This window comes from Mesorhizobium sp. WSM4850 (genome assembly GCF_055811735.1).
Map to the genome: position 1 here is coordinate 17,062 of NZ_JBVVPV010000020.1, position 25,206 is coordinate 42,267.

Annotated in this window: 15 protein-coding genes and 1 tRNA gene; 7 read left to right on the plus strand and 9 right to left on the minus strand. The window is 62.2% G+C overall.

What is annotated here, in order from left to right; translation table 11 throughout:
- Positions 1–5: 5 nt before the first annotated feature.
- The gene (locus tag AC0L2Z_RS19310) at positions 6–1,139 is read left to right on the plus strand and encodes a DmpA family aminopeptidase (protein ID WP_473629064.1); all 1,134 of its coding nucleotides are present in this window, start codon (positions 6–8) and stop codon (positions 1,137–1,139) included.
- Positions 1,140–1,309: 170 nt separating this feature from the next.
- Here the strand turns inward: AC0L2Z_RS19310 and AC0L2Z_RS19315 are convergent, their stop codons facing one another.
- From AC0L2Z_RS19315 to AC0L2Z_RS19335, 5 genes are all read right to left on the minus strand, one after another.
- Positions 1,310–1,552, minus strand: coding sequence for a DUF768 domain-containing protein (locus AC0L2Z_RS19315; RefSeq protein ID WP_027156330.1), 243 nt, complete (start codon positions 1,550–1,552; stop codon positions 1,310–1,312).
- A gap of 491 nt (positions 1,553–2,043) precedes the next feature.
- Positions 2,044–2,799 carry an ATP-binding cassette domain-containing protein gene (locus AC0L2Z_RS19320; RefSeq protein ID WP_023800331.1) on the minus strand — a complete coding sequence of 252 codons (756 nt, stop codon included), beginning with the start codon at positions 2,797–2,799 and terminating at the stop codon, positions 2,044–2,046.
- The gene (locus AC0L2Z_RS19325) at positions 2,792–3,844 is read right to left on the minus strand and encodes an ABC transporter permease subunit (protein ID WP_027156329.1); all 1,053 of its coding nucleotides are present in this window, start codon (positions 3,842–3,844) and stop codon (positions 2,792–2,794) included. Before AC0L2Z_RS19325 ends, AC0L2Z_RS19320 begins: the two co-directional genes overlap by 8 nt.
- 96 nt (positions 3,845–3,940) lie before the next feature.
- The gene (locus tag AC0L2Z_RS19330; RefSeq protein WP_023800330.1) at positions 3,941–4,921 is read right to left on the minus strand and encodes an ABC transporter substrate-binding protein; all 981 of its coding nucleotides are present in this window, start codon (positions 4,919–4,921) and stop codon (positions 3,941–3,943) included.
- Between the two features lie 466 nt (positions 4,922–5,387).
- The gene (locus tag AC0L2Z_RS19335; protein ID WP_023800329.1) at positions 5,388–6,293 is read right to left on the minus strand and encodes a sugar-binding transcriptional regulator; all 906 of its coding nucleotides are present in this window, start codon (positions 6,291–6,293) and stop codon (positions 5,388–5,390) included.
- A 284-nt stretch (positions 6,294–6,577) separates the two neighbouring features.
- Here AC0L2Z_RS19335 and AC0L2Z_RS19340 point away from each other — a divergent pair, with 284 nt between their 5' ends.
- The 3 genes from AC0L2Z_RS19340 to AC0L2Z_RS19350 all read left to right on the plus strand — a co-directional run bounded on the left by AC0L2Z_RS19340 (position 6,578) and on the right by AC0L2Z_RS19350 (position 11,375).
- Positions 6,578–7,483 carry a tagatose-bisphosphate aldolase gene (locus AC0L2Z_RS19340; RefSeq protein ID WP_473533167.1) on the plus strand — a complete coding sequence of 302 codons (906 nt, stop codon included), beginning with the start codon at positions 6,578–6,580 and terminating at the stop codon, positions 7,481–7,483.
- 268 nt (positions 7,484–7,751) lie between these two features.
- Positions 7,752–9,236 carry an ROK family protein gene (locus tag AC0L2Z_RS19345; RefSeq protein ID WP_473533166.1) on the plus strand — a complete coding sequence of 495 codons (1,485 nt, stop codon included), beginning with the start codon at positions 7,752–7,754 and terminating at the stop codon, positions 9,234–9,236.
- 231 nt (positions 9,237–9,467) lie between these two features.
- Complete coding sequence (locus AC0L2Z_RS19350) at positions 9,468–11,375, plus strand: putative bifunctional diguanylate cyclase/phosphodiesterase (protein WP_473629027.1); 1,908 nt, start codon at positions 9,468–9,470, stop codon at positions 11,373–11,375.
- 49 nt (positions 11,376–11,424) lie between these two features.
- Here the strand turns inward: AC0L2Z_RS19350 and AC0L2Z_RS19355 are convergent, their stop codons facing one another.
- Positions 11,425–13,740 (minus strand): acetamidase/formamidase family protein, encoded by a 2,316-nt coding sequence (locus AC0L2Z_RS19355; RefSeq protein WP_473481244.1) that lies wholly within the window; start codon positions 13,738–13,740, stop codon positions 11,425–11,427.
- Positions 13,741–14,069: 329 nt separating this feature from the next.
- On the opposite strand from AC0L2Z_RS19355, the gene AC0L2Z_RS19360 reads away from it, so the two are divergent.
- On the plus strand, positions 14,070–15,521 hold the full coding sequence (locus tag AC0L2Z_RS19360) for an acetamidase/formamidase family protein (RefSeq protein ID WP_473629028.1): 1,452 nt from the start codon (positions 14,070–14,072) through the stop codon (positions 15,519–15,521).
- 254 nt (positions 15,522–15,775) lie between these two features.
- On the opposite strand, the gene AC0L2Z_RS19365 is transcribed toward AC0L2Z_RS19360, so the two are convergent.
- A tRNA-His gene (locus AC0L2Z_RS19365) sits at positions 15,776–15,852 on the minus strand.
- A gap of 442 nt (positions 15,853–16,294) precedes the next feature.
- Complete coding sequence (locus AC0L2Z_RS19370) at positions 16,295–16,753, minus strand: phasin (RefSeq protein WP_128166139.1); 459 nt, start codon at positions 16,751–16,753, stop codon at positions 16,295–16,297.
- 254 nt (positions 16,754–17,007) lie between these two features.
- On the opposite strand from AC0L2Z_RS19370, the gene AC0L2Z_RS19375 reads away from it, so the two are divergent.
- Entirely contained in the window at positions 17,008–20,682 is a 3,675-nt protein-coding gene (locus tag AC0L2Z_RS19375; RefSeq protein ID WP_473629029.1) for a PAS domain S-box protein, read from the plus strand.
- Between the two features lie 379 nt (positions 20,683–21,061).
- Here the strand turns inward: AC0L2Z_RS19375 and AC0L2Z_RS19380 are convergent, their stop codons facing one another.
- Positions 21,062–23,044 carry an acetoacetate--CoA ligase gene (locus AC0L2Z_RS19380; protein WP_023800322.1) on the minus strand — a complete coding sequence of 661 codons (1,983 nt, stop codon included), beginning with the start codon at positions 23,042–23,044 and terminating at the stop codon, positions 21,062–21,064.
- 299 nt (positions 23,045–23,343) lie between these two features.
- On the opposite strand from AC0L2Z_RS19380, the gene AC0L2Z_RS19385 reads away from it, so the two are divergent.
- Positions 23,344–25,194, plus strand: coding sequence for an AsmA family protein (locus tag AC0L2Z_RS19385; protein WP_473629030.1), 1,851 nt, complete (start codon positions 23,344–23,346; stop codon positions 25,192–25,194).
- Positions 25,195–25,206: the final 12 nt, after the last annotated feature.

The following is a 25,206-nucleotide window of genomic DNA, read 5'->3' on the forward strand; positions in this document are numbered from 1 at the left end:
CGATGATTTCCGGCAATCCACATCACCAGACGACGCCTTCCGGCAGGCCGCGTGCGCGAGCCTTCGGCATTCGTTTTGACGGAACGCCCGGACCGTTCAACGCCATCACCGATGTGGCTGGCGTTGCGGTCGGTTATTCGACGCTGATTTCGGGCGAAGGTGCGCTGGTGGTCGGCGAGGGGCCGGTGCGCACCGGCGTGACCGCCATCCTGCCCAGACCGCGCGCCGAACTGGCCACGCCGGTGTTTGCCGGCATTTTCGGCCAGAACGGCAATGGCGAATTGACCGGCTCGCACATCATCGAGGAAACCGGTGCCTTCAATTTTCCGATCACCATCACCAACACGCATTCCTGCGGCGTTTCACGCGACGGAACGCTGCGCTGGATGCAGCGCGTGCTGCCGGCCGCGCTCGACAGCGGCTGGGGCCTGCCGGTGGCGGCGGAGACCTATGACGGCTTCCTGAACGACATCAATGGCCACCATCTCGGGTTTGAGCATGTCGCCGCGGCCCTCGATGGCGCGACCAGCGGATCGATCGAGGAAGGCAGCGTCGGCGGCGGCACCGGCATGATCGCCTTCGGTTTCAAGGCAGGCTCCGGCACGGCATCGCGCCTCGTCGAATGGTACGGCCGGCGCTACACGGTCGGCGCGTTCGTGCAGGCGAATTTCGGCACGCGGAGCAATTTTACCATTCGCGGCCTGCGCGCCGGGCCCGATCTCGTGGCACCGGCGATCCACGAAAGCACGCCGCGCGCCGAGAAGGGCTCGATCATCGGGATCATCGCCACCGATGCGCCGTTGCTGCCGCATCAGATGAAGCGCTTGGCACGCCGGGTGCCGCTCGGCGTCGCCATGACCGGCGGCTTCGGCTATCACAGCTCGGGCGATATTTTCCTGGCCTTTTCGACCGCCAACCGCGAGGCGGCGATGGCGCCGTCAGGCCGCATCGCCAGCGCCGACTTTATCCCGGATACCGACATCGACCCGTTCTTCGACGCCGTGATCGGGAGTGTGGAGGAAGCGATCCTCAATGCGCTGGTCGCCAATGACGACATGACCGGGCGCGACGGCAATTTCGTGCCGGCGCTGCCAAAGGCATGGCTCAAGAGCAAATTCGGGGCTAGGCAGAGAAAGTAGAACTGTGTGGCGTGTCACGCGTCGCACAGGTGAATAGACGCCTTTTGCCGGGTCGGCATGTCACTCGCTAAAGCGCGTCGCGTTTGAAGGGATTCATGCGACGCGCTTTAGTTCTTTGTTTTATGCATGTCGTTATCCCAAAACCGCTGCGCACTTTTGGGCGACATGCATTAGTCCGAATTCTTTTCGTCCTGGTCGGCCTCAGCCGCCTCTTCCAGCCTCGACGCGATAAGTTCCTGAATGTCGCCGACCTCTTCCTGGATATCCTCCAGCGGTATGCCGGCCTCAGCAGCCTTCGCCGCGCATTCCTTGGCGAGGGTCTCGGCCTGCTCCTCGATCCTGTCCAGCGAGGACTGGCAGTGGACCTTTTCGCCGATCCACTCCTGCAAGAACTCGATCGCGTGTTCGCTCATGCTGCTGTTCCCTGGCGGCTGCGCCGGTTGGTAATCATAAACGCCGGCATCCCCGAAAAGATGCACGCTCCTATTCCAACCGAGTCGCCGTCACCCGGCAAGCCGATCTTGCCCAAGCTCCACAGGGCTGACGGAAATCGAAGGTTCAAGGAGCACATTCTTATTCTGAAGGAGATTCTATTTTCCTGAGCAGACTGGCACCGTTGACTGGGATCAGGTCCCGGATCGCGCCATTGTTTCTACTTGTTATTTTCCGGCAATCCAGTCAATTTGTATGACAATAGGTATCGCATTACGCGGCACGTTTGCGGCGCCATTCGCTGCGCAACCCTAGGGTACGCGGCCAAAGCCGCCGCTATATAGTGACATCCTCGGGCAATGTCGACTCTGCTCGCCGTCCTGCTTCCTTCCGCCGCGCCGAGCGTATCTGGATGGCATTTTGTCACCGTCGGGGCGAGCATGTTTCGCCGGAAATCGGGCGGGCGCTCGGCCTATCCGCCAACCATGAGCTTGACGACTTCGTCATGATTAGTCTCCGAAATCTTGCGCTCGCCGGCCTGGATGCCGCGGCGCAGCACGACGATACGGTCGGAAACGGCGAAAATGTCCTGCAGATTGTGCGAGATGAAGATCACTCCCCGGCCTTGCGCCTTGAGCTGGTGGATGAGCGAGATGACCTTGCGCTGCTCCGGCACCCCGAGGGCCGCGGTCGGTTCGTCCATGATCAGGATCTGCGCATCCCAGTAGACGGCCCGGCCGATGGCAACGGCCTGCCGTTGACCGCCGGAGAAATTGCTGACCGGGGCGTCGAGCCGGCTGACATGGAAGTCCAGCCGCCCCATCGTCTGCTTGGCGGCGACGGCCATCGCCTTGCGGTCGAGCACCGGCAAGAAACCGAAAGCCTTGCGCATGGGTTCACGGCCGAGGAAGATATTGGCGCCGATGGATAAATTGTCGGCGAGAGCGAGATCCTGGTAAATGGTCTCGATGCCTTTTTCGCGCGCCTCCTGCGGCGTCGCGAAGGTGACCGGCTGCCCCCTCAGCAGAATTTCACCGCCGGTCGGCTGAAAGACGCCCGATATCGCCTTGATCAGCGTCGTCTTGCCGGCGCCGTTGTCGCCGGCCAGCGCCACCACTTCGCCCGGCCGCACGGCCATGGAGAAATCGTTCAGCGCCTGCACCGCACCGAAATGCTTGGAAAGGTGTCGGACTTCGAGAAGGGGGGTGGTTGGTTCGGAACTATTCATCCTGGCGAGCTCCACTGAACCGGCGCTGCGCCTGGTCGATAAGGACGGAGATAATGATGACGAGGCCGACGGCGATGAACTGCCAGAACGGCTCGACATTGACGAAAACCAGCCCGTATTGAATGACCGCGATGACCAAGGCGCCGGCGACCGTCCCGAAGATGGTGCCTGAGCCACCGAACAGGCTGGCGCCGCCGATTACCACGGCTGCCACGCTGTCCAGCAGCAAGGGCTCGCCGGCCTGGGCGGCGCCCGCGGTGAAGCGCGCTGCATAGAGCGCGCCCCCGAGGCCGGCGCACATCGCCGAAAGCACGTAGAGGCGCAGGATGTGGCCCCTGATGTCGATGCCGGCGCGGCGCGCCGCCTGCACATTGGCGCCGATGGCGTAGTTATGCTGGCCGAACCGGGTCTGGCTCAGGATGTAGTGCATCACCACGACAAAGACGGCGGCAATGATGACGAGATAAGGCACCCCGTAGAACCTGCCGTTGCCAAGCAGCGCGAACCAGGAATTCTGGACCGGCACCGTCGTGCCGCCGGCCAGCAGGAACGCAGCGCCGCGCGCCACGCCAAACATGCCAAGCGTCCCGATAAAAGGGGGAATTCTGAGGCGCGAGATCAGCAAGCCATTGATGACGCCAGGCACGCCGGCGACGATCACGGCCGCCAGAATGCCCAACATCATGGCCAGAGGCACCGGCATGGCGACGCCAGCCATATTCGTAGCGTGGGCGGCGACGACGGCCGCGAGACCCATGATGAAACCCAGCGAGAGGTCGATGCCTCCCGAAATGATGACGAAGGTCTGCCCGGTCGCCAGCAGCAACGGCGCCACGGCGAATATCGCAATGGACTGCACGTTGAACGGGTTGAGCACGAAGGTCGCGCCGAAGGAGAGCCTCGACCAGACCTCGAAACAGATGATCAGGCCCGCAAGGAACAGCCAGGCGCGCCCTTCGGCGATGCGTGCGAGCCAGCTCCTGGCCGGATCACCGTGATCCGCCTGAGGAGCGACATGCGTTTCGGTTGGTGATGTTGAAGTCATGGATGGTTCCGATCCGCAGAGCGGCCTCCGACAAACAGGGTCAAAGCGACCCGGCGCAGGTCTCCTTCCGGCAGGCCGGAAGGAGACTGGCTGGACTTATTCGGAATAGAGGTATTTCGAGATGTTCGGGTCGGCGATGTTGGCCTTGTCCATGATCGTAAAGCCGGTGCCGATCGCAACCGGGATCGACTGGCCGGTCAGATGGGCATAGGCCGACACGACGCCGAAATAGCCGATTTCCGCGGGATGCTGGGCAATCGCGACGTCGACAAGGCCAGAGTTGATGTTGTCGGCAATGCTGGTCGGCGCGTCGAACGCCACGACCTTGACGGTGCCGGTCTGCCCGGCCTGCTGGACGCCATTCGCCGCGCCAAGCGCCGAGAACAGGTTTGCGCCGAACACCCCGACGAGATCGGGATTGCGCGCGAACACAGCCTGCAGCTGCGAGGCGGCCTTGTTGGCGTCATTGTCGTTGAACTGGGTTTCGAGAACGGTGATGCCGGGATGGTTGGCCGCCATCTCCTTCTTGAAGCCCTCTTCACGCTGGTCGGTGGTCGAAATGCCGGGCTTGACGTTCGAAACGTAGACCTTGCCCTTGTCGCCTATGGCCTTGGCCAATGCCCGCGCGGCGATCTCGCCGCCCAGAATGTTGTCGGAGGCAATATAGGACAGTGGGAAATCCGCCTCGCCGGCGCCGGTCTGGTAGACGCCGCTGCCGATGAAGGTGTCGACGGTGATCACCGGAATGCCGGCGTCATGGGCCTTGCGCAGGGGTTCGACCAATTGAACCTTGTCGGTCGGCGCGATCAGGATGGCATCCGGCTTCTTGGCGATGACCGCGTCAAGCACGGGGACTTGCGTTACCGGATTGAAATCCGGGGCGCCCTGGAAAACCAGGGTCACACCAAGGGCATCGGCTGCCGCCTGGGCTCCCTTGCGCATGGTGATGTAAAAGCCGTCGGTGGTAAGACCCGGAATGAGCGCAATGGTGTATTTTTTGTCCTGCGCCAATGCGGGCGTGACCAGCGCCGCTGCGCAGATGGCGAGAGCCGCCAGAGCGGCAACAATCTTCTTCATAACATCCTCCTCCTAATGTTGGCAGATTTTGCCGTTGCGAGTCGTCCCGGCTCTGTGAAGTGCTGGCGGCGAGAAGCGGGTTTCGCCTGCTTGCTGTTATGGGGCAGCCTCCTCCCAAGCGCCCCAGTCATTAAATCGACCGTCGAAACCGACCACCCTGCTGCGCAGTCCCGTTACGAGCCTCCGCAAGGTGCAGGAAACTGCGCCGCTCGGCGCGCATGCTTGCCTAGCTGCTATGTTGTAACACTTTGCTGAAAGAAATTGCAACCGCACATTTCCGGGTCGAAACGCTTTCAAACCGGACACCATCTGTCTGCTCCGCAGAGCCCCTCCCGCAGACTATTGCCCCAACGCCTTGACGACACAACTGATGATTTCGCGGCGATGATTTCGCGGCTGCGGGTTGGGTGTCGATCGGTCTGGAATCGATCAGCCGTGCCGATGTCACGTATCGGCGTGCCCAGCATTATCGGGGCAAGAGAGCCTCGAGAATGGCCTGGGCCGTCTTCGTGTCCGTCACCAGAGCATTGATGAGCCTGGCGCGGACGGCACCTATGATCGCCTTCGCCTTCTCCGGCGAGGCGGCAACGCCGATCACCAGCGGGACGGCTCGAAGCTGAGCCGGCGACATTGCGATCATCCGGCCCTCCCCCTCCCACGGGATGAGCTTGCCTTCGGCGTCGAAGTAGTGGCGGATGACGTCTCCCGCCGCATGAAACAAGGCCTGTTCGCTCAGCGTGGCCGCGCTCGCTTCGGGCGGATTGATGGCATGGGGCAGGCCGATGCCGACGATCGCAACGTCGGTCCGGTCCCAAAGCGCGACGCTGTCGCGGATGGCCGCATCGCCGAGGAAGACCTCACGCAATTCGGACGACGGCAGATAGGGCGCATGGATGAAATGCGGCGTCCCGCCCAGCTCTTCTGCGGCCAGCCGCACAAACTCGTTGATCTGAAAATGCGCCGCCTGCTGCTGCATGCCGCCGGTGGCAGCGACGGTAAGAACGCCGGGAATGCGCGGCAGGCCTGCCTGGATCACCTCGCGAATGGCTCGCCCCCAGCCGATGGCGACGACCTTGCCGGCCGTCAGTCCCGCTTGCTTGAGCAAGGCGCCGAGCGGCGCAGCGAGCGCCGCCAGCGCACCGGCTGACGGCGTTTCGATGACCGCCGCGTCACGCAGCCCGAGTGCCTCAACCAGTTGCGTGGTGATGCCTTCGGGGGTTGCAAGATCGAGAACTTCGATCCGCACGATGCCCTCCGCTCTCGCCCGCTGCAGGAGGCGCGATATTGTCGCGGTGGAGACGCCAAGCCGCCGCGCGATATCGACCTGCGACATGTCCGCCTCATAGTGCAGTTTGGCGACCGTATGCAGCATCGTCCGCGATGCGGCTGCATCTTGTGCGGGAGGTGCAGACAGCTTGCAATTCCTTTCAGCAATGTGTTACAGACCCATCGACCGATGGGAGTTATCGCGCAAATCCGGCTGACTCGCAACGTGGGCTGGTTTCCACGGCAGATTGCGGCCAAGGCCGAATTTCTCGGTCCGATAGCGCAGCAAAGCGGCAAAACCTCCTGTCGGGAGGCAGGTAAAACTGAACCTTTCTTGTTTCCACTGATCTGCGCCCCGGTGAATGGGCGCCAACATCGGACAGAAGACCCATGACAAAGATGACGACCGCAGAGTTGCGCGGCTACCAGCAGATATGCGGCAAGGACGGGGCGATGATGGCCATCGCCTGTGACCAGCGCGGCGGCATGCGAAGCTTGCTTGCGGCGGACCCTGAAGAACAGGCCAAGATCACCGACGACATGCTGGGCGACACCAAGTCGGACATCACGCGATACCTCGCCAGCCAGGCATCCTGCGTGCTGCTCGACCCGCTCTGCGCGGTGCCGCGGGTTGTCGATGACGGGGTGCTGAGCCGCGATACGGCTCTGCTCATCGGCCTCGACGCTTCGGGCTTCGACGTCTCGCCTGCCGGCTACCGCCTGTCGCGTCTCGTTCCCGGCATCGGCGCGCGCCGCGTGCGCGAGCTCGGCGGCACCGGCGGCAAGATCATGGTCTATCTCAGGCCCGACAGGCCTGAGGCGAACGAGCATAATGTCGCCATTCTGCGCCAATGCATCGCCGATTTCGCGCAAGAGGACCTCCTGCTCGTCGTCGAGTTCCTGACCTATCAGCTCGAAGCGGAAAGCCTTGAAGAGTATACGGCCAAGATCCCCTGGCTCGTCGAAGAGGGCACCCGTATTTCGCTGGAATGCGGGGCAAAGGTGCTCAAGCTTCCTTATCCCGGAACGCCGGAAGCCTGCGCCAGGATCAGCAGCATGGCCGGCGAGGTGCCTTGGGCGGTCCTCTCCGCCGGCGTCAACCACGCAACCTTCCTGGGCCAGGTCGAGATCGCGATGCGGAACGGCGCGTCAGGCGTCATCGCCGGCCGGTCGCTGTGGAAGGACTGCATCTCGCTCGACCGTGACATTCAGCGTGAAAGGCTCAGGACTATCGCGGTGTCGAGATTGCGCGAGCTTCAGGCGGTGATCGGAAACTACCGGCAGCAAGCCGCTTAGCAGATGACCCCGAACCGAAGGTCCGCGGATGCAAAATCGAAGTCGATCTTCGAAAAGGATCATGCGCAAATCAAAGTACTATAGCGTCCTGTGCGCACCAGGATGCGCGGCGCTGTAGCTATCCGACGTTCACACCAGGCACGCACGGGACGTCATGCCTCTGACCATGATCCCGAAAAGTGGGGACCGGTTTTCGGAGAAGATCATGGTCAAACAGCAAGATAGAGCCCCATTTCGATTTAGTCGAAATGGAACAGGCTCTGGTTCGATGGCCATAGGAATCGATATCGGCGGCACCAATCTGCGCGCCGCCCGTGTTTCCGGCACGGGCGAAATCCTCGAGCGCATTTCCGAGAAAAGCGCGCCGGACCCCGAGCTCGTGCTCTCCCGGATCGCCGAAATGGTGCGCCGGCTCGATTGTCCCGAAGTTGCGGCCATCGGCATCGGCGTCCCCGGCCGCGTCGATGCGCGGCTTGGCGCGGTCTTGTCAGGGGGCTATGTCAACCTCGCCTCGGTCTCCCCTGCGCAACGACTGGAAAGCCTGGCGGGCAAGCCCGTGGTGATCGACAATGACTGCAACATGGCACTGGTCGCGGAAATGGCCCTCGGCGCTGCCAGAGGCCATGAAAGCATCGTCATGTTCACGATCGGGACCGGCATTGGCGGTGCCGTGGTCCAGGACCGGCGGATCGTCCGCGGCAAAGGGACGGCGGGGCAGCTCGGCCATATCACCGTCGACCTATCAGGCGAAGCGTGCATCTGCGGCCGGCGCGGCTGCGTTGAAACCACCAGCTCAGGCACGGCGCTTGGCCGTCACATCGCGCGGGCAGGCCTCGGTCCGGACGTTTCGGTCGATCAGCTTTTTGCCCGGGATGCGGGCGGCGATCCCTTGGCGCGCGGTATACTGGAAGCCTGGGCCGGGCCGCTGCGTGCGGCAATCGATACGACCGTGGCCATGTTCGACCCCGACCTGGTGCTGCTCGGCGGCGGACTTGGCCTGGCGGCCCATCGGGCGCTTGCCAGGGCTCCTGCCCTGGCGCCCTGGTACCAATGCCCGGTGGAAGCGGCGCAACTGGGTGACGACGCCGGGGTCATCGGCGCCGGTCTGCAAGCGCTCGCCGAGCAACCGGCAGTTGCACAATCAGAAGTTGGAGAAGCCTCGCCAGTATCCTTGCCGACCGCCCGGCTCGATCGCACCAGGCGCGCCGTGTCCGGCCGGCGCGCCGTGCTCGTCAACGGCATCCCCGCCAGCGGCAAAAGCACGGTCTCGCGCGGCATCGCCGCGCACATGGGCTGGCCATTGCTGGCACTCGATACGATCAAGAACCCGTTCCTGGAAGTGCTCGGCGGCGGCGATCGCGAATTCAACCGTATACTCGGCCGCGCCAGTTACCAGGCCATCTGGTCGGTCGTCGGCGAGGCCCCGGCGGGCGCCATATTTGTCATCGACGCCTGGTTCGGCTTCCAACCGCGCCAGGTGCTCGAGGATCACCTGCGCAGCGCCGGCGTCGAGCAGACCGCCGAGATCTGGTGCCATGCGCCCGGCGAGGTTCTGGCCGAGCGCTATCGCGCACGGCTCGACCAGCGTCCCGCCGGCCATCCCGGCGCGGCCTACATCCCCGAACTGATCGAACTGGCCAAGCGCGCCGAGCCGCTGCGGCGCGGACCGCTGCTTGACGTCGACACGACCAGACCGATCGCTTTCGACGCCATCACGCAATGGCTGCAGGCGACGATTGCGGCTGACAGGTAGGCAGCGCGGCCCCTAAGCACGTCGCGTTTGAACGGATGCATGCGACGCGCCTTAAGTTATTCCCGAGCGTCAGGATGCTGCCGATCCATGTTCTCTATCACCGCACAAATGAGGAGGATTCATACAAAGGCCTCGCAGAAGGCTGATACAAGCTGAGTAGTTAACCCGTCCTTCAGTGGGCTTGCATAAGCTTACGTTGCGAATCGGCATGGGAAGCGAACCGACTGGTCTATGGCCCTAAAGAAAGAAAACGCGCTGGAGGCCAGAATCCTTCAGGATCAGCTTGCTGATCTGAAGGCTGGTCTCTTCGTATCGATGCCGATAAGCACTATGCTATCAGGCCTGATTTTGACGGTGCAGGCCTTTTCTGGCGGAGGCTTTGCCGCCGCAATCTGGTTCCTGGTTATCAATGCGATAAATGCCGCCCGCCTCGGACTCGCCCGTTATCAGCTAAACGAGACGGGGGATCAGGGCGATTTAACAGGGATTTCGCAGCGGCTTCGCTGGTTTGGCATCCTTGCTCTTCTGTCAGGGTTTGCCTGGTCCTTTCTTGCCGTCCTTACCGTTGGCTACACAACGCCGCAAGCGCCGCTGCATCTGATTATTCTGGCGGGCATCTCAGCTGGTGCGGTTACATACGGCAGTTCATATGCCGCGGCCGCGATCAACTTCATTACGCCGCCGCTTGTGATCGCGATGGGTTGCCTGTTGGCGAAAGGCAACTTTGAAGATTACATTCTGGCCTTTGCCGTTCTGCTCTTCGTGGGCGGCTTGGTTCGAGGCTCGTTTGTAGGGCAAGCCCGCTTCCGCGAAGCAAGCCGCCTGAGACATGAGGCCGAGCGGCTTGCGGCGGAAATGGAGCGCAATTCCAGGGAGGACCACCTAACGGCCCTTCTCAACAGACGGGGCCTCGAACACGCGATCAATCAGCTCGAGAATACGGACGGCCCGTTCGTTGCAATGCTGATTGATCTGGACGGCTTCAAATCTGTCAACGATACCTACGGTCACAGGACCGGTGATGAACTGCTCATCATGATCGCCCGCCGCATCGAGCAGGCAGCGCCGGCAGGCTCAACGCTCGCCCGTATCGGCGGCGATGAGTTCGTGCTGTTTTTTCCCTCATTCAGGAGTTCGCTTTCTCCCAGTACCCTCGCATCCAATATCATAGCCAAAGTCGCCAGCCCCTATCGTGAGGTCGCGTCCGTCCGGATCGGTGCATCGATCGGAATATACCTGGCTGAAAGGCCGGGGCTGACGGAAATGTTGCTGCGGGCGGATGTCGCCCTCTACACGGCCAAGCGTCGTGGCAGGAACGAATTTCGCCTGTTCGATGCCGAACTCGACAGGGAATTGCAACGTCGCCAGTCCATCGAACGCGACCTTCATTCAGCGATAGAGGCGAGAAGGGTGGCACCTTGGTTCCAGCCCATCGTGAGACTCGATACCGAGGCAGTGATCGGTTTTGAAGCCTTGCTGAGGTGGTCCCATCCGATCCATGGTTCCATCTCTCCACCCGAAATCATGACAGCCGCACGCGAAACCGGAATGCTTCAACTGTTAACGCAAACGGTATTCTCCGACTGTTGTGCTCTTATCGACGGCTTGGTGAAAGCTGACCGTCGAGATGTTCGTGTGGCAATGAATGTTTCACCGCGCGAATTGGAAGCCGGCGATATCGACGACATGGTTCTGAATGGTCTGGCGGCAAAAGACCTTCCGGCAACGATGTTCGAAATCGAGATTACCGAAGAATCTCCAGTGGACCCGGAAAGACTGGATGAAAAGCTCGGACGGCTTTCACATGCCGGAATTTCCATCGCGCTCGATGACTTCGGCACCGGCTTTTCCACGTTGGCGTCGCTCAAGGACAGTCGGATACGCAGGGTGAAAATAGACCAAGGCTTCATCCGCGGCTTGGCCAAGTCTCGGGAGGACCGGCTGCTTGTCAAAACGGTGATCGATCTTGGTCGGGCGCTCGGGATCGATGTCATGGCCGAGGGCGTCGAAACAGAGGCGGACCGGCAAATTCTGTACAAGCTCGGCTGCAGAACTGCTCAGGGCTTCCTATTCTCCAAGGCGGTGCCGCTAAGCCAGGCGCTTGAGGTGACACTAAAAGAGCACGCCACGGAGTTGTGAGGGCACACGCCACCAATGAAACCGCTGCGTGATCTCTGATCATGGGTGGTCAGGGGCGAGCGGTACGCTGGCTGTGCTGTCGCTCGCCGAACACGGCCTTGGTGATCGTGGCGTGCACGCCGAAATTTCCGTCGGCGACTTGCGTAATGCCGAAGTCGGCGGCAAGCGACATGATGCTCAACACCTCGTCCTCCGTGAGATCGTATGTCTGCATGATGAATCGGCGCGTCTGGCGGAAGGCGTTGCGCAGCGCCAACTCGATGGTGGATGTCTTGTAGACGTCCGACTGCGCGTTGCTGCCGAGGTCCCTGAGGTAGTTGGGATGGCTAAAACTCTGTATCACCCAGCTGTGCTCGGTTTCGATGAGCGGCGAGTTGAGACCGCGCAGGAAAGCCGGGCACACTTCGCCCGCCTTGTGCAGCTTGATGATGATGTCGCCGGTCAGCGAACACTCAAGACCCGTGCCGTTGATCTCGCCGTCCGCCTGCGCGAAATGCCCATCGCCGAGCGAGAGCAGTGCGCCCTGAACCGCAACGGGCAAATAAAGCTTCGCGCCGGCTCCGATCCTCCAATTGTCGATATTGCCGCCGAAATAGCCCGGCGGGATGGAATCGACCAGGTCGGCCTCGCGCGGAGCCACCGCGATGCACCCGAAATGCAGGCGCGCCGGTATGCGCACGCCGCTACCACTCAAGTCGCGATGCGAAACCTTGCTGTGGTCGACGGGTATGCCAGGATAGTCGATCGTCGCGTGGACAACGCCGAAGGGGTCGGTCTGCGGCTGCCATTCGTAGCTGTACAGCGGCCGCGCTGCGGCCGGGCACCGCATGTCGATCTCGAAGATAGTCACCGTTTCGCGTTTGGCATCCCGGTCCAGAAGGTCGTGATACTGATACCCCCACCACGCCGATACGTTCGATGCGAAGGCCTTGCCGGGAAAGGCAGCGCTCGGCCGTGGCCGAATTTCGACGAACTCGATCTCGAGCACGTCGCCGGGCTCGGCGCCGCGCACATAGATCGGGCCAGTCATGATGTGAACGCCGAACCCCTCGCCAGCGCCGCGCCCGAAGATGGAAGCGTTTGCCGGACCGGCCCCGCGACGGTCGACGCGCTTGTGTTCGGGTGACCAATCGAACACGCTTTCAGCCCCGCTGTCACCCGCCACCATCCGCTGCCAGTCGTCGCCCGCGTGCTGAGTGAGTGTCTCAACGGTGACTGAATCGCCCGGATCGACGCGCAACACCGGCGGCAGCGAGCGGCTGAAAAAGCCCCAATGCACGGTCTCCGCTGTTGCTGGCAAATGCCAATGGTCCGTGCGTTCGCGGGCTCTTGCCGTTGGTGGGCGATCCACAGCGGCCCGCAGCATCGGGGCCGGCCGCGCCGCCGCCGACTTGCGGCCGTCCGGTTTGCCGCGCAGCGGATAAGCTTCCTCCGTCTGCGACCTAGCGCGCCTCACCTGCCTGGGACTCATTCCAAACGTCGCGCCGAAAGTGCGGCTGAAATGCGATTGATCGCGAAAGCCCCAGCGCTGTCCGATCGCGGCCACGCTTTCATGTGCATGGTTGGGATCCGCCAGGTCGATGCGGCAATGTTCGAGGCGCTGCTGGCGCACATATTCGGAGAAGCTTTCGCCGCGCCCCTCGAACAGTTTTTGCGCGTAGCGTATGGAAAGCCCTTCCAGTCTCGCGATCAGGGCCAAGGCCAGATCCGGGTCCGACAGCCGGGCGTCAATCGTCGCCGCGACGCGCCTGAAATGCGCCGTTTGCACCCCGGTCAGGCTGCCAGCGGGCTCGCGTACCTCGCCAAGCAGGGCGCTTGCCACGAGTTCCGTCAAAGCCACTTCGGCGGCTGTCAGATCGGCCGCACCGGAAGTCTCGAGATTGGAGCCCAGCGTTCGCAATGCGGATTTCGCAACCGCAGCGACGACGGTGCTGCCTAGCACCTTCGGCAAGCGGATGCCGCTGCGGCCCAGCCGTGCTCCCAGCGGACCGGCGGCCGCCTGAAGTATGAACGCGCGGAAGTCACTGCGAAAGGTCATAGACCAGTCGTCGGCCGTGCCGAGCACCATCATGTCGCCGTCAGCGAGATCGAACGCCTGGTGCGGGGCGACAAGACGCCCGCGCCCAGCAACGATGAGAGCGAATAGAATCCCGTGGTCCCGGCGCATCGGCACGATGCGCTGGGGTGTACCAGAGACGTCGGCGAGGCGCGTGGTGGCGTTCGCTGCCCGCAGGTGCATGGTGCCTCTCGGGATCGGCTGGTCGTCGACAGACGCGGAAAGCGAAAGCTCCTCAAACCAGTCGAGCCACGCCTTGTCGCGGTGTTCGAGGGGCAGATGGTCGATCGATCGCAGAGCCGCAACCATAAGAGAAGAGGGTCCTTGTTGCATACTGCAGCGGCCTTTCCGGGGCGCGTTACGTCCATCAGGCGACCCGCCCGCCGAGATTCACTTTAGCGCGACGCCGGCGACAGTATTTGTGCGCATGCGAACAATCTCTTGACTTTACCCTGTCACCAGGCGGAGCTCAAGCTCGCCGGTCTTGCCGGCGTGAGCGTAAGCCATTGAATTGACCCGTATTTATTTAGGCAACAGCGCGATGCATTGATTTCGCGGCCGGCTGGCTGGATTGCCGATGGCGCGCGTGATGCATAAAATCGCGCACATTCCTTCCAACAAAAACAAGGGGACTGTTCATGTGCAAAGGCGATGATATCAGCTGTCCGCATTTCGAGCTTCACTATAACAAGTTGAAGCAAGATCTAAATGCCGAGCGACGCGGCTTTCTGAAGGGGGGCCTGTTCGCGGCCAGCGGTCTGGCCACGCTGGGCGCCGGTGGCATCTCGCTGGTCACACCCGCACTGGCGCAGGCCACGTCATCGAAGCTGCCTGCACAACGCGCCTATCATTATTTGCCGGCCAACGCCGAGACCGTGCATTGGGGCTACTTCAGCAAATCACTGAAGCCGCGCATCGAGGTCAATTCCGGCGACATCGTCACGATCGAGTCGCTCACCCACCATGCGGGCGATGACCTGGAGCGCATGGTTGACGGCGACGAGGGTGCAGAGAGCGTCTATCTCTGGACGAAAGAGAAGAAGGGCGTCGACCGCCGCGGTGCCGGCCCTACCGACCCGGCCAAGTACAAGAAAGGTTCTGGTGAGGGGCAGGGCGTGCACATCATGACCGGCCCGGTCTATGTCCGCAACGCGGAGCCGGGCGACATATTAGAGGTGCGGATTCTCGATTGCGGGCCGCGTCCCTCTGGCAATCCCAAGTTCAGCGGCAAATCATATGGCTCCAACGCGGCGGCCAATTGGGGCTTCCACTACAATGACCTGCTTGACGGCACCAAGCGCGAGGTCGTCACCATCTACGAGGTCGACGTTGCCGGCGGCAAAAGCTGGGCCGAAGCGGTCTACAATTTCCAATGGGTGCCGCAGACTGACCCGTTTGGCGTCAGGCATGACACGATCGACTATCCCGGGGTTCCGGTCGACCACAGCCTGACCAAACGAAACTACGATGTGCTGAAGGGCGTGAGACTGCCCATTCGCCCGCATTTTGGCACGATCGGACTGGCACCGAAAGAAGCGGACGTCGTAGACACCATCCCGCCGAGCTACACCGGCGGCAACATCGATAACTGGCGCATCGGCAAGGGCGCCACGATGTATTATCCGGTCTCCGTCGACGGCGCGCTGCTCTCGGTCGGTGATCCCCATGCCAGCCAAGGCGACAGCGAATTATGCGGGACGGCGATCGAATGCTCGCTCACCGGCACGTTCCAGCTCATCTTGCACAAGAAAGCGGACCTAGCCGGCACACCGCTCGAGGAGCTCAATTACCCCATGCTCGAGACGCAAACGGACTGGCTGGTGCATGGGTTTTCCTACGCCAACTATCTTGAGGAACTGGGACCGAGCGCTCAGAGCGACATCTATTCGAAGTCGTCTGTCGACAGAGCGCTGCGCGATGCGTTCCGGAAGATGCGCCACTTCCTCATGACAACCAAAGGACTGTCAGAGGACGAGGCGATTTCCCTGATGTCGATCGGAGTAGACTTCGGCATCACCCAAGTCGTCGATGGAAACTGGGGGGTGCATGCGGTGGTGAAGAAGGACATCTTCGCCGCACGTGTTGCCTGAGATGGTGGGTAACTAAATCTTGCATCACATCGCCGTTACTCGGAAGCTCGACAAAGGCTAAAGCGCGTCGCGTTTGAAGGAATTCATGCGAAGCGCTTTACGCTGCGCACCCTCGGGTCAGGCCCGAGGGCATGCTTTTGCGCAACATGCATCAGGAATCCGAACCAAGCGGGGCACCGACCGGTCCCTCCGTAAGAACGGACATCTGTAGCCAAGAGAAGCGGCCGAAACCGAAGAAGGCGACCGTGCACCAATGGTACCGTTGGCTGGGATCGAACCAGCGACCTCCGGATCCACAATCCGGCGCTCTAACCATCTGAGCTACAACGGCACGTTCGCCTGAGCGGGATGGAACGTTCATCCTCCGAGACCCGCTCTGTCGTTCGGCGATGCGTCCATACGGGCTATCGGAGTTTAATTCAAGGCTTTTGGCCGCGCACGGCCCGGAAAATCAGAATCGATTTCGCTGGGGATCATGCGCAACATCCCAGGGTTCCGCAGCGTGCTTTGCGCGTCCAGGAAGGCGCCCGGCGCTGTAGGCAAAGGGTGCTCCGGCACCGACATCATATTCGCCGGGCAAAGAAAAAGGCCGGCGGGAGGAGGTGCCGGCCTTTTCCTGTTCCAAGCCAGCGGGAGGAGGTGCTGGCTGGTCATCCCGGAGAGCAGAGGGAGGAGGTTCCACCCGCCGGGTATTCGCTTGGACCACTATATCTCACATAATCCTGTTCGAAGAAATGCGACCTTTTGTTGCATCTTCGAACTATGCGCAAATATTATGCGATCTTAACTTCCTTCATCGCCTTCTCGAAGGCGGTCTTGATCGGCTTGGAGACGTCCTCGGCCGCCTTGGAGGCGACGGTCTGGAAATCCTTTGCCTGCTCGACAGTCATCTCGACCTGCTTGCGCAGGAATGCGGTCTGCAGTTCGACGACTTCCGACAGCGACTTGGCGCCGATCAGAGCTTCGAAATGCGACAAGCCGGCTTCAGTATTGGCGCGCAGAGCGGCAATGGTCTTGAGCGACAGGTCGTTGGAAACGGTCTTGGCGGTCTCAAAGGTGGACTCAAGGGCCTTCTGGGTCTCTTCGGCGCCGGTCTTCAGCTTGGCATAGGCCTCTTTCGACTGCTCGACGCCCTTTTCGGCGAAAGCACGGATCTGGTCGGTGGCCTTGGAAGCGTCGAAGCTCGGGAATTCAACGTTTTCGATAGTATCAGCGGTCTTGGTCCTGGACAATTTTCCATCCTTTGCAGTGGTAGCGGCTTCGATAGGAAAGCCGTCTCGTTCATGTATGATGGCAATATAAAGGCAAATCTTGTGCATTGCAATATCTTTGTTGCAGCGCACCATAAATTTTCTCTCCCAGCGTTAACCACGCGCCCAGAGATTCCGGCGGTTGCACGCTATGGCTTGTGGACCTTCGCACCGTCGGCTTTTATTAACAAAGCGTTAACTGCAAACTGCCCGCTTCGTAAGGGTTCCCAAAGCGCATGCCGTCTGAAAACTACTCCTTCCTCGACGTCGCCGTGCTCGACGCGGTCCGCCAGCGCTTTGCCGCCGGCGACGCGATCGCTCTTTTGTCGGCAGACCTCGAACAGGTGATCTGGGCCAACGGACCAGGGGCAGCGGTGTTCGGCTACCCCGACATCGAGGCGATCATCGGCGCCTCGGCCGGCTTGCCGCCGATCGCCAGGCGCCAGATCATGGCGACAAGCGGTTTTCCACAGATCGGCCGCGACCGCGCCATCACGGTGCGGCTGGCAACCGGGCTGACCAGCCGCGCGGTTGGCTTTCTGGCCAGCGCGGTGACAATGCCTGACGGCGAAAACGCCATCATGCTGGCGGTGCCGGCGACGCAGACCGGCTCGCGCAGCGCCGCCGAGCTTGCCGCTCGGGCCATCAGCGGCTTTACCGAAGACGGTCATTTCATCGCCTTCGTCGATGCCAACGGCAACATAGAGGCCGCTTCCGATGGTTTTTCGGCACTCGGCATCCTGCCCGAAACGCTGACAGCGCTTGTCGCCGATGTTGCGAACGAGAGCGGTCGCGTCGTCAAACGCCTCGTTCCTGGCGGCACCGCTTCCTACCCGGCCGGCCTCGCCCGGCTGACTGACGAGCGGCACCTGCTGGTGGTGATCGACGAGAACCAGCTGGACTCCGAAGCAGCCCCTGCTGGCGTGCTCAGCGCAGGGGCGGCGGCCGATGCCGCAGTCCCGCCAAAAGCACAACAGGACAACCCGCCGGCAACAGTCGCGAAAACGGCTGCGGCAGAGCAGACAGTTGCGGCAGCCGACGAAGACACTTCGCTGTCGGCGGAGCATGATGTTCCCGATTCCAGTGGGCCCGATTCCACTGGGCTCGATTCGACCGGATCTCATTCAACTGCGCCTGATTCAACCGAGCAGGGTCCGGAAGCGGCCGGCGGGATACCTCCACAGCATGACCATTGGTATTTCAGCGCCAGCGAGGAGGAGGCGCAAAAGCCGGGACCGGATGCATCCGATCCTGTCGAGGCGGATGCTTCGGCGGAAAGCTTCGCACAAAATGCCGTCAGGGCCGCCTCCCCGGTCAAAAATGCCATCCCCTCGATCGACCGCGCGGCGGCGCCCCTGCGTTTCGTCTGGCGCACCGACGCCGAGGGCAGATTCAATGCGCTGTCGACGGAATTCGCGGAACTCGTCGGCAAGCCTGCCGCCGATGTGATCGGCCGGCGCTTCAGGGACGTCGCGGCCACCTTCGACCTCGATGCGACCGGCGACATCGCCGGTCTGCTCGACCGACGCGATACCTGGTCCGGCCGCTCGGTGCTGTGGCCGGTCGCCGGCACCGATTTCAAGATACCCGTCGACTTGGCGGCGCTGCCCGTCTACGGCCGCAGCCGTGCCTTCGAAGGCTTTCGCGGTTTCGGCGTTGCTCGCACCGGCGATGCGGTGGTCGATCCGGAAGCGATCGGCATGGCGCTTGTCGCCAATGCCGACGTCCCCGTGGCCGGCGAGCCGGAAGTCGCCAAAACGCCTGACGAAACCGACCCGTTCCAGGGCGAGGTGCCGGCGCTGACCATCGTGCCGAAGCCGGAGCGGCGCTTAGCCGACAAGGTGATCCGGTTGGCGGAGCACAGGCAGCCGGCCAACGACAAAGGCCTGTCGACGCTGGAACGCAGTGCATTCCGTGAGATCGGCGAGCGGCTCAAGAAGGACAATCCCCCGACAGAACAGCCCGCTGCCGCAATTGCGGCAGAGCCGGCTGCGGCGGAACCGACCGAAACCGATGTCGAAGACGAGAAGGATGTCGCAAGGCTCGACGGTGAGCAGCCGCAAGCAACCGTGTCCGACCTCTCAGGCTCGCTGCTCGACTATGCCGACCGGGACTACGTAGCCGACGATGGCGACGGTGCGCCGGTCTCCGAGCCGGACAAACCGGCGCAGGAGATCGCTGAGCCCACCGACGCCGCCAGTCGATCGATCGCCGAAGACGCCGACAGCATGACGGCCGCCGATTTCCGCGATGCAGAAGACAGCGAGGACTCGGCGCGACCCGATGACGACGAAACCGGTTCGCCAACCGATGGCATCGGCGATGCCGGCGACGTCGAGCCGGCGACGGTCGAGCGGCCGCGCCTGCCGGTGCCGCCGCTCAAGCTCGAAGCGTTCGTGCCGTCGGCTTTTTCGACCGCGGATGACAACAAGGCTCCGGACATTTCGATCCTCGGCAAGCTGCCGGTGCCGCTGCTGATCCATTCCGGCGACGATCTTCACTATGCGAACGAGGAATTCCTCAGCCTGACCGGCTATGACACGCTCGACCAGCTGGAGGATGCCGGTGGCCTCGACGCGCTGTTTGCCGATCCTTACGACGGCAGCGCCTCCGATGGAACCGACCACGCGCTGCGGTTGAAGACGCGTGACGGTCAGGAGTTCCCGATCGAGGCCATTCTGCGCTCGGTGCCATGGCGTGGCGGCAAGGCGCTGATGCTGGTCGTGCGCCGTTCCGGCGACGACGAGGCAGCAGGTGCCGCCGACGACCAGACGCAGCCGGACACTTCGGAGCTCAAGGCGCGCATTGCCGAGATGCGCACCATCATCGACACCGCGACCGACGGCGTCGTGCTGATCGGCCGAGACGGAACGATCCGCTCGATCAGCCGACCGGCGGAGGCGCTGTTCGGTTTCGACAGCGACGAGGTGACCGGAAAACCCTTCGTCTCGCTGTTCGCGATCGAAAGCCAGCGCGCCGCGCGAGACTATATCGACGGATTGTCCGAGCCCGGCGTGGCGAGCGTGCTCAACGACGGCCGCGAGGTGATCGGACGCGAGGCGCAGGGGCGCTTCATTCCGCTGTTCATGACCATCGGCAGGCTGCCCAACGACAGCGGCTTCTGCGCGGTGGTGCGCGACATCACCCAGTGGAAGCGGGCCGAAGAGGATCTGACCCAGGCGCGCGCCGTGGCCGAGCGCGCTTCCTCGCAGAAGACCGACTTCCTCGCCCGCATCAGCCACGAAATCCGCACGCCGCTCAACGCCATCATCGGCTTCTCCGAGCTGATGGTCGACGAGAAATTCGGACCGGTCGCCAATGACCGCTACCGCGACTATCTGCGCGACATCAACCGGTCGGGCAACCATGTGCTCGACCTGGTCAACGATCTGCTCGATATTTCGAAAATCGAGGCCGGCCAGCAGGAGATGGCCTATGAGGCAGTGTCGCTCAACGACACGCTGGCCGAGACGGTGGCGATGATGCAGCCGCAAGCCAACCGCGAACGCGTCATCATCCGCTCCAGCTTCGCCTCCCGGCTGCCGGAAGTGGTGGCCGATCTGCGCAGCGTGCGCCAGATCGCGCTGAACATCCTGTCGAATGCCATCCGCTACACGCAGGCCGGCGGCCAGGTGATCGTATCGACAGCCTACGAGAACTCCGGCGACGTCGTGATGCGCGTGCGCGACACCGGCATCGGCATGAGCCAGTCCGAGATCGAGCAGGCGCTCAAGCCGTTCAAGCAGCTCAACGCGCTTAAGCGCGGGCGCGGCGACGGCACCGGTCTCGGGCTGCCGCTGACCAAGGCCATGGTCGAGGCGAACCGGGCCCGGTTCACCATCAACTCGACACCCGGCGAGGGCACCCTGGTCGAAGTCGCCTTCCCGTCGACCCGCGTGCTGGCGGATTAGGGCAGCGGATCTTCAGTCGTCCGTGTCGCCGCGCTATCTCTTTGTTTGAGCATTGGATTTTCCCAAACCGGTGTCCACTTTGGCTCATGCTCGGCACACAAAAGAAAGGCGTCCAACAGGACGCCTTGAATGATCGATTGCTGTACATCGGGGGCTTGAGCGAATTCAGATCCTCTTGGGATTTAGAGGAACGGGATTTCTCCCTCAAGTTACGCACGACTATCGATGTCGGCCCTTAACAAAACCTTACCGGCACCGAGAAAAATTTACCGATGTGTACCACTCATGAAATCTAGGTAAATTCGAGCGAGATATTTCGTTAACCATGCTCGGCTCCGTTTGAACGCGTGACGGATCGCATGTCCTGGACCTCGAGAAACTAATCGGCCAGCTGCGGCAGGTCGCGGAACAGCTCGAGCGCTTCGGGATTGGCCAGCGCCTCCTTGTTCTTGACGGCGCGGCCATGCACCACGTCGCGCACCGCAAGCTCGGTGATCTTGCCCGATTTGGTGCGTGGAATGTCGGCGACGGCGACGATTTTAGCCGGCACGTGGCGCGGGCTCGCGCCGCTGCGGATTTTCGCGCGGATGCGTTTTTCCAGCTCGGCGTCGAGTTCAACGCCGGCCGCCAGCCGCACGAACAGCACGACCCGCACATCATTGTCGAAATCCTGGCCGATGCACAGCGCTTCCAGGATTTCCGGCATTTGCTCGACCTGATTGTAGATTTCCGCCGTGCCGATCCGCACACCGCCCGGGTTGAGCGTCGCGTCGGAACGGCCGTGGATGATCAGGCCGCCATGGGCGGTCCATTCGGCGAAGTCGCCGTGGCACCAGACATTGTCGAAGCGCTCGAAATAGGCGGCGTGGTATTTCTTGCCTTCGGGATCGTTCCAGAAGCCGATCGGCATCGCCGGGAACGCCTTGGTGCAGACGAGCTCACCCTTTTCCTGCCTGAGCGGCTGGCCGTCGTCGTCCCAGACATCGACGGCGAGGCCGAGGCCGGGTCCCTGGATCTCTCCGATCCATACCGGTTGGGTCGGCACGCCGAGCACGAAGCAGGAGACGATGTCGGTTCCGCCAGAGATGGAGGCGAGATGCACGTCTTTCTTGATGCCGTCATAGACGAAGCGGAAATCTTCCGGCGACAGTGGCGAGCCGGTGGAGGAGATCGTGCGCACGCTGGAAAGATCGTGCGTGTTGATCGGCCTGAGGCCGGCCTTGCGCGCGGAATCGATGAATTTGGCCGAGGTGCCGAAATAGGTCATCTTCTCTGCGTCGGCGAAGTCGAACAGCACGTTGCCGTCAGGGTAAAAGGGCGACCCGTCATAAAGCAGAAGGGTTGCGCCCGACGCCAGGCCGGAGACCAGCCAGTTCCACATCATCCAGCCGCAGGTGGTGAAATAAAAGAAGCGGTCGCCGTCGAGCAGGCCGGCGTGGAGCCGTTCTTCCTTGACATGCTGGATCAGCGTTCCGCCGGCCGAATGGACAATGCATTTGGGAATGCCGGTCGTTCCGGAAGAAAACAGGATGTAGAGCGGATGCGCGAACGGCAACCGTTCGAAGGTGACCGACTTGGCAGCGAAGGATGAGAACGCCTCGTCCAGCGCAGTCGCCTTCTCGATGATCGCCGCCACATCGATCGACGTGCCGAGATAGTCGACGATCAGGATCTTGCGGACGGTGACGAGCTTTGCCGCAACGGCGGCGATCTTGTCGGCAACCTCGATCGCCTTGCCATTGTACCAGTAACCGTCAGGCGCGATGAAGACGACAGGCTCGATCTGCCCGAACCGGTCCAGAACGCCCTGCTCGCCGAAATCGGGAGAGCAGGACGACCACACGGCCCCGATCGAGGCTGCCGCCAGCATTGCCGCGACCGTCTCCGGCATATTGGGCATCATGGCAGCGATGCGGTCGCCCTTTTTCACCCCGAGCGACAGGAAAAGCTGCTGCAGCCGCGAGGTCAGCGCATGCAACTCGTTCCAGGAGAGCCGGCGCTCGACCTTGTCCTCGCCGCGAAAGACGATGGCGTCACCGAGCCCGGTTTTTTTCAACAGGTTCTCGGCGAAGTTAAGCTTGGCGTCGGGAAAGAAGGCGGCGCCGGGCATCTTCTCGCCATCGACGAGCACGTGCTCGCCGCCACTGATTCCCCCGCTGGCGCCCTTGTCGCCAACGATGCCGCAAAAGTCCCAGACCAGGCTCCAGAACGCCTCGCGATCGTCGATCGACCAACGATGAAGATCGCCGTAGGAGGGAAAAAACCCGCCGGTTGCGGCCGCCGCGGCCTGCATGAAGGCGGTCATCGGCGCCGCGTCGATCTGGTCTTTGGTCGGTATCCAGAGCGGTGCGTCGCCAGCCATGATCGTTCCTCCTTAAAGCACGTTACGCTTGAAGAGATTCACGCGACGCGCTTTAGACTTTTGTTATTATCATGTCGTTATCCAAAAACGTTGCGCATTTTGGCGACATGCATTGGCATCGCTTATGCATATCGCAGCGCAGCAGAGCAAGATTTTGTTCGGCCGGGCGGCGCGGATGTGCGCAAATGCCATCGCTGGGCCATAAAGACTTGAAATGCGCCAGCCCTAAGTCGTAGGTAAACGACTGGGGTTACACCCGTCGGGCGATTTTTTGTCGGAACGGAAGCATACGGGGCGACATGCCATCACCTTTGATCCGGCGCGGAATATGGGCGATCGGCGCTGCCGTGCTCGTCATCGCGCTGGCCGTTGCCGCCCTGCCGCTCGTCGCCTCGACCCGTATCGTGCGCGACCGCATCGCCTGGGAAATGAGTGCGTGGAGCGGTTTCAGGGTCACCATCGACGGCGCGCCACGGATCGAAGTCTGGCCGAATTTCCGTGCCATCCTGGCCGACGTGACGCTTTCGCAATGGACAGAGACCGACGCGCCGCCGGTGATCGAGGCTGAACGGGTCGAGGTCAATCTCTCCGCCATGGCGGCGTTGCGTGGCAATGTGGTGTTCTCGACGGCGCGGCTGATCCGGCCGACGATCAGGGTTCAACGCGCAGCACATGGACTTTTCCTGCCCGCCCTGCCTTCGGGCGGGCGCATCACCCGTTCCATCGACGTCGCTCGCGCCGTTGTCAGCGCCAATCCAGCCAAGCCGGACCTCAGCAAGCTGCCGGCTGATCCGTTCGGCACCGTGGAGTTCAGGAACGGCCGCGTGGTGACTTCCGTCGATGGCAAGGACGCTGAGATACTGAGCAGCCTGAGCGGCCAGGCGAACTGGGCCGCAATGAACAGCAATGCGACGCTGTCGGCGACCGGGATCTGGCGCGGCGAAAGCGTCGCCGTGGATGCCGCATCGTCAAACCCGCTGGTGCTGTTTGGCGGAGGTGCGGCGCCGATGACGCTTTCCTTCAAGGCGGCCCCTGCCAGTTTTTCGTTCGACGGCGTGGCCAGCATGTCCGAGAACGCCTATTTCGACGGCCAGGCAAAATTTGCCGCACCCTCGCTCAGGCGCGCGCTCGAATGGTCGCGGGCCGGCATCGCGCCGGGCGCAGCAATTGGCTCGGTTTCCGTTTCCAGCAAGCTCACGGCGACCTCCGGCCGCATTAAATTCGAAAACACCGAGATCGCCCTGGACGACAATCCGGGAATGGGTGCGCTGGATTTCTCCTTTGGCGAGGCGCGCCCGGTGATCGCCGGTACGCTCGCCTTCGAGACGCTCGACCTGCGGTCGTTTCTCTCCGCCTTCGCACCCCTGGCGCCCGCGAACGGCGCTGGCCCCGGCGAAATCGACATAAGCGTCGCCGACCGCATCGATCTCGATCTCAGACTGTCGGCAGCGCAGGCCACCGCAGGCGCCATCCAGCTTGCCGACGTCGCCGCCGCTGCCCAGGTCAAGAACGGTCTTGCCGTCTTCGATATTTCCGATGCATCGGCCTTTGGCGGCAACATCCAGAGCAGCCTTCGTTTTGACCGCAAGCCGGAAGGCACGCAGGTCGAGATAAGGCTGCTCGCCTCCGACATCGACGGCGGGGCTTTTGGCACCGCAGCCGGAATGACGCGACTGGTGCCGATCGGCACCGGAACCGTTTCGGTCATCCTCAAGGGGCCGGGCAGAACCTGGGATTCCATTTTCGAAAATGCCGACGGCTCGGTTTCGGCGAAATTCGGCCAAGGCGCGTTGAGCCGGTTCAACCTGCCGGCGTTTCTCAAACACAATGAACAGGGCGGGTTCTTCGCGCTCGACGATGTCTCTGACGGAACACTGCCGATCGACGGGGCCGAACTCAAGGCGAGCATTTCAAACGGTGTGGCGAAGATCGACAAGGCCGAAGCGAATTCGGCGAAGTACAAGATCTGGCTTTCCGGCATCGCCTCCTATGCCGGGCGCGGACTGGCGCTGTCCGGCGGCATCATTCAGGCGGACCAGCCAACCACGCAGACAAATAGCCAAGGTCCCAACCAGTCTTCGTTCTTCATCGGCGGAACGTGGAGCACGCCGTTCATTTCGCCGATAAGCCGCGGGGTATCCGGCGAGTAAGCAACGAAGCTG

Coding starts and splice junctions, on each gene's coding strand:
- AC0L2Z_RS19360 (WP_473629028.1), top strand. CDS start 14,070: ATGTGCAAAGGCGATGATATCAGCTGTCCGCATTTCGAGCTTCACTAT.
- AC0L2Z_RS19385 (WP_473629030.1), top strand. CDS start 23,344: ATGCCATCACCTTTGATCCGGCGCGGAATATGGGCGATCGGCGCTGCC.
- AC0L2Z_RS19355 (WP_473481244.1), bottom strand. CDS start 13,740: ATGGTTGCGGCTCTGCGATCGATCGACCATCTGCCCCTCGAACACCGC.
- AC0L2Z_RS19335 (WP_023800329.1), bottom strand. CDS start 6,293: ATGCTGCATACGGTCGCCAAACTGCACTATGAGGCGGACATGTCGCAG.
- AC0L2Z_RS19345 (WP_473533166.1), top strand. CDS start 7,752: ATGGCCATAGGAATCGATATCGGCGGCACCAATCTGCGCGCCGCCCGT.
- AC0L2Z_RS19375 (WP_473629029.1), top strand. CDS start 17,008: ATGCCGTCTGAAAACTACTCCTTCCTCGACGTCGCCGTGCTCGACGCG.
- AC0L2Z_RS19315 (WP_027156330.1), bottom strand. CDS start 1,552: ATGAGCGAACACGCGATCGAGTTCTTGCAGGAGTGGATCGGCGAAAAG.
- AC0L2Z_RS19380 (WP_023800322.1), bottom strand. CDS start 23,044: ATGGCTGGCGACGCACCGCTCTGGATACCGACCAAAGACCAGATCGAC.
- AC0L2Z_RS19320 (WP_023800331.1), bottom strand. CDS start 2,799: ATGAATAGTTCCGAACCAACCACCCCCCTTCTCGAAGTCCGACACCTT.
- AC0L2Z_RS19340 (WP_473533167.1), top strand. CDS start 6,578: ATGACAAAGATGACGACCGCAGAGTTGCGCGGCTACCAGCAGATATGC.
- AC0L2Z_RS19330 (WP_023800330.1), bottom strand. CDS start 4,921: ATGAAGAAGATTGTTGCCGCTCTGGCGGCTCTCGCCATCTGCGCAGCG.
- AC0L2Z_RS19325 (WP_027156329.1), bottom strand. CDS start 3,844: ATGACTTCAACATCACCAACCGAAACGCATGTCGCTCCTCAGGCGGAT.
- AC0L2Z_RS19350 (WP_473629027.1), top strand. CDS start 9,468: ATGGCCCTAAAGAAAGAAAACGCGCTGGAGGCCAGAATCCTTCAGGAT.